The organism is Bacillus sp. 166amftsu, assembly GCF_900107445.1.
Taxonomy (GTDB): Bacteria; Bacillota; Bacilli; order Bacillales; family Bacillaceae_G; genus Bacillus_A; species Bacillus_A arachidis.
Genome location: NZ_FNQA01000006.1, coordinates 112,819 through 125,543, shown reverse-complemented (window position 1 = coordinate 125,543; position 12,725 = coordinate 112,819). Strand labels below are relative to the sequence as shown.

Here is a 12,725-nt window from a genome sequence, read left to right as displayed (position 1 = left end):
ATTTTACATTACTCTTTCAATAACGAGCCGTAAGCATTTTCTTGCGAGTATAGAATTCTACGCCATCTTTTCCATTTGCATGGAGATCACCATAGAAGGATTTTTTATAACCTGAGAATGGGAAGAATGCCATTGGAGCAGGAACTCCTAGATTGACCCCTAGCATACCTGCATCAATTTCTTCACGGAATTCACGAATGGCTTTAGCGCTATCGGTGTACAGGCATGCACCATTTGCGAATGGCGAAGCATTAGCAACATCAATCGCTCCCATCAAGTCTTTTACTCGTACTATAGAAAGAACCGGTGCGAAGATTTCATCCTGCCAGATTTTCATTTCCTGTGTCACATTGTCAAAAATCGTTGGGCCAACAAAATAACCTTGACCGTTTGCTGCATCGTCTTCACGTCCGTCACGAATAAGTGTCGCTCCCTGCTCTACACCGGATTGAATGTAGCCGAGTGTCCGCTCTTTATGTCCTTCACGAATAACAGGACCAAGGAAAACATCTTCTTCCAGACCATTACCAATAGTAATAGCGTTAGCCTCTTGAAGTAGTCTATTAACGAGCTCATCTGCAACGTCTTCTTCTACAACCACAACAGCCGCCGCCATGCATCGTTCACCGGCTGAACCGAAGGCAGCATTTGTAATTTCTTTCGCTGCAGAACTAAGGTCCGCATCTTTTAATACGATCGAATGATTTTTTGCACCTGCAAGAGCTTGTACACGTTTGCCGTTAGCTGCTGCGGTTTTATATATATACTCAGCTACAGGTTGAGAACCAACGAAAGATACAGCCTTCACATCCTCATTATCAAGAATGCCATTAACGACGTCATGTGCACCATGCACAACATTTAGTACTCCATCTGGAAGACCTGCTTCTTTAAACAGTTCAGCTAAGCGATTAGCCAATAGCGGTGTTCTTTCAGATGGTTTTAATACAAACGTGTTTCCGCATGCAATCGCGAGTGGAAACATCCAGCATGGTACCATCATCGGAAAGTTAAATGGCGTTATTCCTGCGATTACTCCGATTGGGTAACGATACATCCCCGATTCAACACCAGTAGCAATATCAGGAAGTTGCTCTCCCATCATTAAAGTGGGTGCACCTGCGGCAAATTCAACACATTCAATCCCCCGCTGCACTTCACCGTAAGCTTCTTTATAACTTTTTCCGTTTTCCAGGGTAACGAGCTTAGCTAACTCTTCCCAGTTTTCAATCAATAGCTGTTGATAGCGAAATAGAATACGAGCACGCCGAGGCACAGCGACTCTTCTCCATGTTTTGAATGCTTCTTTAGCAGTTGCTACAGCTCTATTTAAATCTTCTTTAGTCGAAAGTGGCACACGAGCAATGATCTCTCCTGTTGCTGGATTTGGTACATCTTCAATCTGTTTACTTGTGGATTCTATCCATTGTCCGCCAATATAATTTTTCAACGCTTGTACATTTTTCGTTACTACCATCATCAAACCTCCTAGTTTTTAAATAACCGTCCTATGTATTGCACCCCCCAAAAGAAAGCGCATTCATATGGCGGTATGTAAAATTATTTGCATAAATCCCACTACATTTCGTCAACATAACTTGAGAGTACAATGTCGGCTTTTTGGTTCGTTAGACTTTATCTATATTTTGTTCTACTATTCTGAATTTCTTACCCGTGAAATACATAGGGGCAGTCATCTGCTTAGGCCCTCTTCTCATTTCACATTATTTCAGATTGATCTCATGGTTCATTTTATAATTCTTTTTCAAAAACACTGGACAATCCCATTCACAAACAAGGTCTTTAGCCAAGGAAACGATCCAATCCTTTGTAATATGATATCTTTCCCCCTCAACAGTAATGAACACTTCACCATCTGTCACATAGAAAACTTCCTGCTCTTCTACATGCCACGGTCCTTTATTCGGTTCGCCTACCCATGGTTCCCACGTGTCAACACCTAATTTTTGTGCTTCTTCTGCTGTAAGTTTTTTCGCAAAAAACATGATGATCCTCTCTCTTTCTTATTGGTATTTTTGAAGGAATAGATTCTATAAACGTACGTTCTTAACATCCGTATCTTTTAAACGTTTGAACTCTTTTCTTATAAAATATATGGCAATGAGAACGCCTGGAATTTCTGCAGCAGGACCTGCGTACCATATACCTTCTACACCCCAGAACTTCGGGAAAATAAACATGAATGGAAATGAGAAAAACAACATTTTGCTAACATTTATAAACGTTGCAGTCCAGTTTCTCTCTTGGGATTCGAAATAACCAGATACAAGCAAGCTAACTGCATTAAACACAAACAAAGAATTGAATACAACTGTCGTCCAAATGCCCAGTTTCTGCAATTCAGGATTACCACCGGAAAAAAATGAAACAATTGGATCTGCAAAAATGATTAGGATGGCTGTCACAATCACAAAGAAAGCAACCGTAAAAATGATTCCCATCTTAATTGCTTGTTTCACACGCTCAAGGTTGCCCGCACCGTAATTATAACTAATGATCGGTTGCAGTCCTGTCATCCCACCGAGCGCTGCTAAGGCGAGCAGATTTGTAATGTAACCATTTTGAATCGTGAAAGCAGCAACGTGCAGCCCACCACCGTAGCTTTGCAGTAAGTTGTTGAAGAAGATAATTGCAATAAACATCATGAACTGACTTGAGAAAGATGCAAATCCTGTCCAAGCCACCTCACCAATTACCTTAAGCTTAATCCTCATATCTTTTATTTTTGGCTTAAGCTTTGTTTTCCCAAACCAAAAATAAAAGATAAGTAAAACAGGGATCGATTGTGAAATTGTATTCGCCCACGAAGATCCCATCATTCCCATATCATATTTCACTACCAGAATCCATTCTGTAATTCCCGCAACAACTGCTGCAATTAACCAACTGTTCATTGATAATACAGGTTTTTCATCAATATTTGTAAAAATACTTAGTACAACCGCCAATATCGTTATTGGCAATGAAATCCACAATAATCGGCTGTATTTCACCGCATATGGAAGTGCCTGCTGACTTGCTCCGAATAAAGTCATGATTTGATTTTCAAAGACCAATCCAAGTATGGCTAGTAATGTTGAGAAGAAAAGAGTAAACCATAAAGTTTGCCCCATAATACTCCTACCTTCTTCAATTTCCCCTTTTCCAAGTCGAAGTGAAATGACCGCTCCGGCTCCTATACCCAAAAGAACGCCAAGCATACGGGTAATAACCATGACCGTAAATCCAATTCCGATCCCTTCGACTTCCAGCTCCTGAAAGTCACTGACGAAATAGCCATCGACAACCGCTACAACTCCTAGAATCACGTTAGCCATAATTCCAGCCAAAGCAAACCGTAAATATAGTAACGGAATACTTTTGGTTCCCAGCACTGAATCATTCGCCGGCTTATTCATTACTTCTAGTTGCTCTATCGTCGATGATGGACGGTTGTCTACTATTTTCATGAGCATGTCCCCTTATAAATAATTTATATAGCAAGTTAAGCTCAATTAATTCGCATACCAACCTACAGGCTTCGCATTCTGATGAATATTGATTTGCTTCGTTTCCATAAAGTGCTCTAGCCCAACAGTACCTAACGCTCTTCCGATTCCACTTTGCTTATATCCTCCCCAAGGACCTTCAACATAGGCGAAATGATAACTATTAATCCAAGTAATTCCCGCACGCAATTTACTAATGACTCGTTTTGCTCGATCCATATCTTCAGTAAATACAGCACCGGCTAATCCATAAATGGAATCATTTGCTTTTTGGATGGCATCTTCCTCATCTTTAAATTTCTCTACAACAAGGACTGGACCAAAAATCTCTTCCTTAACAATACGCATATTCGCATTTACATCAGCAAAGATCGTTGGCGCAATAAAAAATCCTTGATCAAGCCCATTTTCTGTTAAGCGCTTACCGCCACAAACTAATTTTGCACCTTCTTCAATTCCGCTCTTAATGTAATGTAAAACTTCATTCATATGAGACTCGTTTGTGATGGCTCCCATTTCAATGTTCTCGCTTTCCCCGTTGCCAACTACAATTTTGCTCGCACGCTCGGCCAATCTTTCAACAAACTTATCGTAAATGGTCTCTTGTACAAGCAAACGAGATGCAGCTGAACAAACTTGCCCAGCATTGTGGAAAATACCAAACATCGCATTCTCGACTGCAGTTTCAAAATCCACATCATCGAACACAATAAGTGGAGATTTACCACCCAGTTCAAGTGTGATTTTTTTCATATTGCCCGCAGCTGCGCGCATAATGCTTTGACCTGTTTTTGTTCCACCAGTAAAGGCGATCTTGTCAACATTATGACTCTCGGCAAGCTCATTCCCAACCTTTGATCCAGGTCCCAATACCAAGTTAGCCACTCCGTCTGGAAGTCCAATCTCTTCGATAATCTCAAAAAGTTTGAATACGCTTACAGGAGTGACTTCAGCAGGCTTAAGTATAATTGTATTCCCTGCGGCAAGTGCAGGAGCAATTTGCCAAACAGCTAACATAAGCGGGAAATTCCAAGGTACAATAAGTCCACAAACACCAATCGGTTCATGAATAATAATTGTGTCTGAAGAATCAGCACGCGTGTAAGATTCCTTTTTCATGCCCTTGATCAAGTCAGCATAATAGCGGAAGCATTGAATCGATACCGGAATATCCACATAAGTGGTTGCACGAATCACCTTACCGTTATTTGCAGTTTCCAAACTTGCAATTTCAGCTGCCTTCTCTTCAAGACGGTCTGCAATCTTATAGAGGTAGTCAGCTCTTTCATCAGCCGATAAATCCGACCAGATTCCGCTGTCAAACGCTTTGCGAGCCGCCTTGATTGCTATCTTCGCATCGTCTGCTGATCCATAAGCAGACGATGCGATGACCTCTCCGTTTGCCGGATTGATAATGTTTCGTCTAGCGCCGGATAACGCTTCTACCCATTTCCCGTCAATGAACATATTAATTTTCATAAATAGCTCTCCTTTACGCAATAATATCTAAAAGTTTGAAACCAATATGTGCTAGATTTACCAGCATAGTTTTCTGATTATAGAACGGGAATGATTTGAGGCGTTCCTTTTCAAATCGATATCCACCTGCACTCCCCGTAACAATCCATTGTGCCAATAACTTACCAAACAATGTCGAGAGAGAAGCGCCGTGGCCCGTATAACCCGTTGCGAAATATGCGCCTTCTTTAGATCTGCCGATAACCGGGAAAGTATCAATTGTAACCCCGATAAATCCACCCCAACGGTAATCAATCTTGCTTCCTGCTAGTTTTGGCATGATTTTAACCATGGCATCGTAAACATTTTGGTAAACAGCATCGCCTAAGTTTGGACGAACATCGCCACCGCCAAATACGATCCGATTATCTGGTGTACGTCGGAAATAGTAAAGGAAACTGCTTGTATCAAAAACCATGCGATCTTTAGGAATGACGGTACTCACCAGTGATTCTGGAAGCTGTTCAGTAGCAATAATACGTGCCGAAATTGGCAGTACGCCTTTGTTCAGTTCACTCATGATTTTTCCAGAGTAACCATCTGTAGCCACAATAATGTCTTTCGCAGTAACAACACCTTTTTCTGTTACAACTTTCACACTGTTTTGACCGTACTCAATAGATAGTGCTTTCGAATGTTCAAAGATTCTTGCACCAATCGATTTAGCTGCTTCTCCCAAACCAATTGCATAGTTCAGTGGCTGGAACGAGTAACTCGAGTCGTCGACTAAGCAGCCATAATAATGTGGGGAATCAATCTCTTGATGCAACTGATTTCGATCAAGCACGCTTGATTCGTACCCGAAAGTTTTGTTTAAGTATTCGCTTTCATGTTTCAATCCTTCAAAATGCTTGGCTTTGTAAGCCGCCACAATGTGACCTGTTTTTCTAAAGTTACAGTTGATTTGATGCTCGTTGATGATACTTTTAACCAATTCAACACTAAACAGGGAGAGATCGTTAAGCTGTCTGGCTTCCTCGGCACCATACTTTTTGGCAAGCTCCTGCATCGTTGGCTTATAGCCTGGCAATACCATCCCGCCGTTACGACCGCTTGCGCCATATCCGATTGTTTCTTGCTCAAGGACAACGACACTCTTCCCTAATTTTTGCAAATGATATGCAGAAGAAAGACCTGTGAAACCTGCGCCAATAATGACAACATCTGCCTCTTCATTTCCCTCAAGAATTTTTCCTTTTTCATAACTGGTTGCAGTCGCTGTCCACAGTGAGAGAGTATCCATTCGATCCATCTTATCCATAGCTAATTCTTCTCCTTTGGTGACATGTATGTTACAATACAGTCAAATTATTCGCAATATTCACATTTCGTGAATCTATCATATGACGTGGAGTTTCCTCCAGGTCAATAGTAATTTGAGAGCTTTTTGAATTCATTTTTGCGAAAAAAGTGGAGTAACTCCACTTTTTTCATTGGGGGGACATCTATGAAAATTGGTACATTTGCAAATCTATTTCACGTTACAACTGATACCGTTCGTTATTACATTGAACTTGGATTATTAATACCAGACAAAAAAAACACTCAGTATCAAATGAACCAATTGTGTCTCGACGACATGGCTTTTATTACTGAGTTGAAAAAATTTCATTTTTCACTGCTAGAAATTCAACAAATTTTATCGTATCAGCGTGTCACAGACTTCTCGGACCATGAGGATATCGACTACTACAACAACTTGCTCATTGATAAAAAGAGCCAGCTGATTAAGAAAAAAGAAGACATATCAAAAGCTATCCAATTGATTGAAAAAGCGGTTCAAACTAGCTCATCTTCATCCAAAGAAGAGAATCTTACAGGGATCCCGCTTTCCTTTGTAAATCTGCTCTATTGTCCGAAGTGTCACATTCCACTTGAAATGAAAGATGTAACGATTAAAAAAGTCTACATTCAAACAGGAAGTTTAACTTGTACTTGTGGATACGAGGCAGCTATCGAGGAAGGTATTATCATTACCTCAAACTTGTACGAGACGTCTCCTTATCCATCTTATTTTTACGATAAAGAAACGATTAAAGAGATCAATCCCAAAATGATTAACTTATTTGAAAAAAGTAATTTTTGGTTCCAAAAAGTTCTACAAAATTTAGATTTGAAAAACAAATTAATCGTGGAAACGAACGTTGACGCTTTTGTGTCACTACCCAAATATATCGATGGTCTTGAAACGAGCGCATCCTATGTATTCAGTGGCTATTCACTTGCGATGCTCAAGAAGGTTAGAAAAAGAATTGAGCGTATGAATCCGAAGCCAAACGTCCTTTATATTTTGAATTCTGATTTAAATTTGCCATTGAAACCGCTTAGCATCGATATTTTTGTGGATAGTTTTACAGCAACTGATTTTTCACTGCTCAATCCGCAGTTCCCAATTCACGTTCTAAAAAACTATTTCCATAGCAGTTCAACAATTGTTGGCGGGTATTCCTATTATGATAGCTCAGCCAAATCCTTAAAAAATATTTCAGCCTTATATCCAAATTCTAACGAGCATATTTTATATCCAAAATACTTAGAAGAAAATTTATCTGTCAACGAGTTTCAAATCACCCAAAGTGAAAATATCGGTTACTGTACAGATCCAGGACCCTATTTTGATTATCATGTAATAGGCGAAAAATTCCACATGCTAATGTATTTGGCTAGTACAAAAAAATAGCGCACAAAAAGAGACTGTCCGAAAAGCAGGCTAGTTCACGGATGAGACAGCCCCCTTGTAGCTAAAATCATGATTAATCTAAAAAATGGTAGCGCAGGCATAAGCACCCGTGCTACCATTTTCGATTTGATCTATTTGTTATTCTTAAGCAAATTATAGGCAAGTGAAATTAAAAAGACACTTTCCTCCCCTCAGTTTGTCGTTTCCGACAAGACTTTTCATCGTGCAGCAGGGATTTTTTGCAATTTGTTGTATTTCATAGTTATATAGAGAATATACAAACTACATATTTAGAGAGGACATGATTATGACAGAATTTAAGAATAGAATAGATGTACCTAATCAGGAAAAATGGGATTTAACAGCCATTTATAAAACAATTGAAGACTGGAAAAACGACTATGAAAAAATCGAAATTTTAACAGAGAACTTAAAAGAATTCAATGGAAATATCCATGATGGCCAAAGTTTACTTACTTATCTTACAAAAAGTGAAGAAGTATCAAGTTTGTTCAGTCTCGTTTATGCATATGCAAGGCTTCAAGCTGACCTTGATACACGCGATATGGAAGCTCAGTCTCTTGTAGACAAAGCATCACAATTACATGTTAAAATAAGCGCCACTCGTTCCTTCTTTTCACCGTTCTTACTTAGTATCGATGAGAAAACATTACATTCTTATATAGAAGAAAATGAAGGCTTACATTATTATAAAGAGGATTTATTTGAATTATATCGCTATAAAAACCATGTCTTAAATAAAGATAAAGAAGAGATTTTATCCCAAATGGGTGAAGCCCTCTCTGCTCCTCAACATACATATGGAATGATAAATAACGCAGACATTACATTTGGAGAAGTTACAACTGAAAATGGGGATAAAGTGAACTTAACTCGCGGGATGTACTCAAAGTTAATAAAAGATGAACATAGAGATACGAGGAAGGAAGCTTATAAAGCCTACTATCAACCCTACGTTCAACTAAAAAACTCTATAGCTTCTACTTTAGCAGTAGCTATAAAAAACAATGTTACCATTTCAAAAATTAGAAACTATCCTTCTGCTTTAGAAAAATCTTTATTTGGTGATATGGTTCCAAAGGAAGTATATGATACTTTAATTGATACGACTAAAAGAAATATTAAATCTCTTCATACGTATAATCATTTACGAAAAGAAAAATTGCAGCTAGATGAATTAAGACAGTATGACTTAAATGTTGATTTAGTAAAAGGCGTAAAACAAGATATTCCATATGATGAAGCATTTGAAATGATGCTTACTTCCCTTTCTCCACTCGGTGAAGAATATCTTCAAACACTCCGAGGTTTTAAAGACAAACGCTACATAGATGTAAGAGAATTACCTGGTAAACGTTCTGGTGCCTATAATTTTGGCGTATATGGTGTTCATCCGTTTATCCTTTTAAATCATAATGATGACTTAAATAGTCTCTTTACGCTTACTCATGAATGTGGACATGGTATGCATACATATTATTCACATAGTTTCCAGCCGAGAATTTCCGCTCACTATTCAATTTTTGTAGCCGAAGTAGCTTCAACAGTAAATGAAGTACTGCTCATTCACCATTTATTAAAAGAAGCAAAAGATATAGACGTACGCAAACATTTAATCAATCACTTTATCGACCAGTTTAAAGGAACTTTCTTTACACAAGTTATGTTTGCTGAATTTGAAAAGATTACGCACGAAATGGCAGAACAAGGTAAGCCACTAAATGCTCAAGCATTCAATGATGTTTATGAGAAATTATTTAGAGAATACAATGGGGACACTCTCGTATTCGATGAAGAAGTAAAATATGGATGGTCTAGAATCCCTCATTTTTACCGACCATTTTACGTTTATAAATACGCTACCGGATTTGCTTCCGCAATTCAAATCGCAGAGCAACTTTTAATCGGTGATCCTACCGCTCAGAAAAATTATATCGATTTCTTAAAAGGCGGAAGTTCAGATTATCCACTGAACCTTTTAAAGAAAGCCGGTGTCGATTTAACAACATCAAAACCTATTGAAAGTGCATTAGATCGTTTTAGTAAACTAGTTGAAGAATTTTCGTCATTTTAACAAAAAGAGCCTCTTATGCTAGAGGCTTTTTCAAATTTATTTTCCTTCTAATAAATCTTTTGCCTCCTTTCAAAATTCCTGATTACATACATCACTCATTCCATTTTGGACATTCAAGAAAAGAATGTTCAAAATTTGTTTATCCCAATTGAAATTTATTAAATGTATTTTATTTAACTAATGCACCATAAAGCAAGTGATACAAGTCCTCCCTCGATAAATGAATCACCCCCCTCAGTTTCCTAATGTAATGAGTCTTCTTCACTATCTATTAAAAAGGCTACTGTATTCCTTGAACGAGACGTACTCTTATTAGAAAAAATTAAACACCTACAAAGTCAGAGCCAAAAGCTAGAAACTGCAATTAAACAAGTGCTGAGCAAGCAAAAGCATGTCCCACTCACCCCACAGAACACCCTTCACTCATAGATATAAATTTGAACATAGAAAAAGTACAATTGAAAAAAGAATTGTTAGAGGCAATCAAGCAGGAGTTTTAAGTAGTAAGCAACGTATTTTGCAAAGATTAGAAGAACGAGATCAAGTGCTGATGCAACATATACGAGAGGTACAAAAAAGTTAATATAGGTTAATAAACAAGCACTTTTTCTATTAAAACATAAAATAATATATCTCTTATTCGAAGGGAGGTATAAAAATGAGTTGGAGTAGTGACTGTTCGAAGCGTCGTAATGATTCTTGTAAATGTGAGCACCGTAGCGATTCGTGGAAAGATAAACACGACAGTGATTCTTGTAAGTGTAAACGTCATAGTGATAGTGGTTCTTGTAGATGTAAGAGAGAACATCGTCGTAGATGTTGTTTCATTTGTTTTCATTGTGATTGCAAACATTGATAAAATAGTTCCTCGTTTTTAGTTTTTGGTAAGAAATCATATAAAAAGCTTATCCTTTGTAAGAAAGGTTAGGCTTTTTATATTTGCTACTAATTGCGCTATGTTAACCTTATATGGATTTTTATTTATAACATTTTTTTAAACTCTTCATTCTTTCTTAAATTTTATCGGACACAGTTCTTTTCTATTACCTTGTTTTTTCTTATTCCTCAACTAGAGGCACTTACATTTCACCATGAACTACATAAATGAATATCCGAAAAAAACTTTATACAATTTTAAATGATGAAATACGTTTTAGTTCCACTCATAAAAGTGCTACTATAGATATCAGAACGACTTAATAAAACCAATGATTGATACGTTTTTTATTCATTGATTACAGAGGAAATGCACATAATTATAGATGAATCCAAGAAAGGTTTGTAAAAAACTAGTTTTAAAAATAAAACAACAAAAGGAGATACAATGGAAAAGAAAAAAGAACTAAAAGAAGCTGGATGGAATTTTGACAACAGTTATGCTCGTCTACCAGAGCCATTTTTCGCCAATCTCTCTCCAACACCCGTACGTTCACCAAAGTTAGTCATTCTAAATGATTCTTTGGCAACATCTTTAGGGTTAAGCATAGAGGAACTTAAAAACGAAGAAGGCTTAGCAATGCTTGCCGGCAACAAAGTTCCCGGAGGTGCTTCTCCCCTTGCTCAAGCATACGCTGGGCATCAATTTGGACACTTTAATATGCTGGGGGACGGACGTGCTCTACTAATTAGCGAGCATATTTCTCCTTCAGGTAAGAGGTTTGATATTCAGCTAAAAGGTTCTGGTCGAACACCATACTCCCGCCGAGGGGATGGCCGCGCGGCACTTGGACCCATGCTGCGTGAATATATCATAAGTGAGGCAATGCATGCGTTTGGTATTCCTACTACCCGTAGTTTGGCTGTAGTTTCAACAGGTGAGTTAATCATTCGCGAAACTGCCTTGCCAGGTGCAATTTTGACACGTGTAGCTAGCAGTCATATACGCGTCGGCACGTTTCAATACGCAGCAGCTAGCTGCTCAGTTGAGGAACTTAAAACTTTAGCTGATTATACAATTAAGCGTCACTTTCCAGCTATTCAATCGCAGGAAAATCCATATTTAGCGCTACTTGAAGAAGTGCTGAAGCAACAAGCCAGCCTAATTGCAAAATGGCAACTCGTTGGTTTTATCCACGGGGTGATGAATACCGACAATATGACCATTAGTGGAGAAACCATCGATTACGGTCCTTGTGCCTTTATGGACGAATATGATCCAGCAACCGTATTTAGTTCCATTGATACACAAGGCCGATATGCCTATGGTAACCAGCCTTATATAGGTGTTTGGAATCTTGCCCGATTTGCGGAATCTTTATTACCACTCCTACATACAGATTTGGAACAAGCGGCCCAAATAGCTCAAGATAGCCTTTCAAAATTTGGTACTCTATATGAACAACATTGGCTAACTGGAATGAGAGCGAAAATAGGTATATGTAATGAAGAAACAGAAGATAAAGTCCTTATTGATGAACTCCTTAAGATGATGGAGAAATATCGCGCAGATTATACGAATACCTTCCTTGTTTTAACTTTTGATACAAATGAAGATACCGATTTGTTTAACAGCACAGAGTTTACTCAGTGGAAGAAAAAATGGCAAGCAAGACTAGGCAGACAGCAGGAATCAAAATCTTCTTCACATCAGTTGATGCGAGACAATAATCCTGCGGTAATTCCACGAAATCATCGTGTAGAAGAGGCGCTAGAGGCCGCAGTAAAACAAGGGGATTATAGTGTGATGGAACGACTGCTCGCGGTTCTTTCAACCCCTTACGCACATTCACCTGAACAATGTGAATACGCTACATTGCCTGCGCCTTCATCCCGTCCTTATCGAACTTTTTGTGGTACGTGAGAAAACATGCAGTCAACACCTTTTCATGATTTACTGTTTATATAACATAATGCTCCTCCTTCACTTGAAGGGGGAGCATTTCTTTCACATGATTCGTATAAAGTGAAGCTTTAATCAGTTGTT

Annotated in this window: 9 protein-coding genes; 4 read left to right on the top strand and 5 right to left on the bottom strand. The window is 38.4% G+C overall.

All coding sequences use genetic code 11. The features are described from left to right. Positions 1–16: 16 nt before the first annotated feature. From BLV40_RS16565 to BLV40_RS16545, 5 genes are all read right to left on the bottom strand, one after another. Entirely contained in the window at positions 17–1,477 is a 1,461-nt protein-coding gene (locus BLV40_RS16565) for a CoA-acylating methylmalonate-semialdehyde dehydrogenase (protein ID WP_090691899.1), read from the bottom strand. Positions 1,478–1,724: 247 nt separating this feature from the next. Continuing rightward, positions 1,725–2,006, bottom strand: a complete 282-nt coding sequence (locus BLV40_RS16560) for a cupin domain-containing protein (RefSeq protein ID WP_026591559.1) — start codon at positions 2,004–2,006, stop codon at positions 1,725–1,727. Positions 2,007–2,051: 45 nt separating this feature from the next. Next, positions 2,052–3,470 carry an MATE family efflux transporter gene (locus BLV40_RS16555; RefSeq protein WP_090691897.1) on the bottom strand — a complete coding sequence of 473 codons (1,419 nt, stop codon included), beginning with the start codon at positions 3,468–3,470 and terminating at the stop codon, positions 2,052–2,054. A gap of 45 nt (positions 3,471–3,515) precedes the next feature. Next, complete coding sequence (locus BLV40_RS16550) at positions 3,516–4,988, bottom strand: aldehyde dehydrogenase family protein (RefSeq protein WP_090691894.1); 1,473 nt, start codon at positions 4,986–4,988, stop codon at positions 3,516–3,518. 13 nt (positions 4,989–5,001) lie between these two features. After that, on the bottom strand, positions 5,002–6,288 hold the full coding sequence (locus BLV40_RS16545) for an NAD(P)/FAD-dependent oxidoreductase (RefSeq protein ID WP_026591562.1): 1,287 nt from the start codon (positions 6,286–6,288) through the stop codon (positions 5,002–5,004). A 186-nt stretch (positions 6,289–6,474) separates the two neighbouring features. Between BLV40_RS16545 and BLV40_RS16540 the strand changes: the two genes are divergently transcribed. The 4 genes from BLV40_RS16540 to BLV40_RS16525 all read left to right on the top strand — a co-directional run bounded on the left by BLV40_RS16540 (position 6,475) and on the right by BLV40_RS16525 (position 12,602). Beyond that, entirely contained in the window at positions 6,475–7,707 is a 1,233-nt protein-coding gene (locus tag BLV40_RS16540) for a MerR family transcriptional regulator (RefSeq protein WP_090691891.1), read from the top strand. Between the two features lie 307 nt (positions 7,708–8,014). Then, positions 8,015–9,802, top strand: coding sequence for an oligoendopeptidase F (gene pepF, locus BLV40_RS16535; RefSeq protein WP_090691888.1), 1,788 nt, complete (start codon positions 8,015–8,017; stop codon positions 9,800–9,802). 671 nt (positions 9,803–10,473) lie between these two features. Next, on the top strand, positions 10,474–10,680 hold the full coding sequence (locus BLV40_RS16530) for a hypothetical protein (RefSeq protein WP_026591565.1): 207 nt from the start codon (positions 10,474–10,476) through the stop codon (positions 10,678–10,680). A 446-nt stretch (positions 10,681–11,126) separates the two neighbouring features. Then, positions 11,127–12,602, top strand: coding sequence for a protein adenylyltransferase SelO (locus BLV40_RS16525; RefSeq protein ID WP_090691882.1), 1,476 nt, complete (start codon positions 11,127–11,129; stop codon positions 12,600–12,602). The last annotated feature ends 123 nt before the right edge of the window (positions 12,603–12,725 follow it).

What these genes read in the sequence shown, in the direction of transcription:
- pepF (WP_090691888.1), top strand. Translation starts at nt 8,015, where the DNA reads ATGACAGAATTTAAGAATAGAATAGATGTACCTAATCAGGAAAAATGG.
- BLV40_RS16540 (WP_090691891.1), top strand. Translation starts at nt 6,475, where the DNA reads ATGAAAATTGGTACATTTGCAAATCTATTTCACGTTACAACTGATACC.
- BLV40_RS16525 (WP_090691882.1), top strand. Translation starts at nt 11,127, where the DNA reads ATGGAAAAGAAAAAAGAACTAAAAGAAGCTGGATGGAATTTTGACAAC.
- BLV40_RS16560 (WP_026591559.1), bottom strand. Translation starts at nt 2,006, where the DNA reads ATGTTTTTTGCGAAAAAACTTACAGCAGAAGAAGCACAAAAATTAGGT.
- BLV40_RS16555 (WP_090691897.1), bottom strand. Translation starts at nt 3,470, where the DNA reads ATGAAAATAGTAGACAACCGTCCATCATCGACGATAGAGCAACTAGAA.
- BLV40_RS16545 (WP_026591562.1), bottom strand. Translation starts at nt 6,288, where the DNA reads ATGGATAAGATGGATCGAATGGATACTCTCTCACTGTGGACAGCGACT.
- BLV40_RS16565 (WP_090691899.1), bottom strand. Translation starts at nt 1,477, where the DNA reads ATGGTAGTAACGAAAAATGTACAAGCGTTGAAAAATTATATTGGCGGA.
- BLV40_RS16550 (WP_090691894.1), bottom strand. Translation starts at nt 4,988, where the DNA reads ATGAAAATTAATATGTTCATTGACGGGAAATGGGTAGAAGCGTTATCC.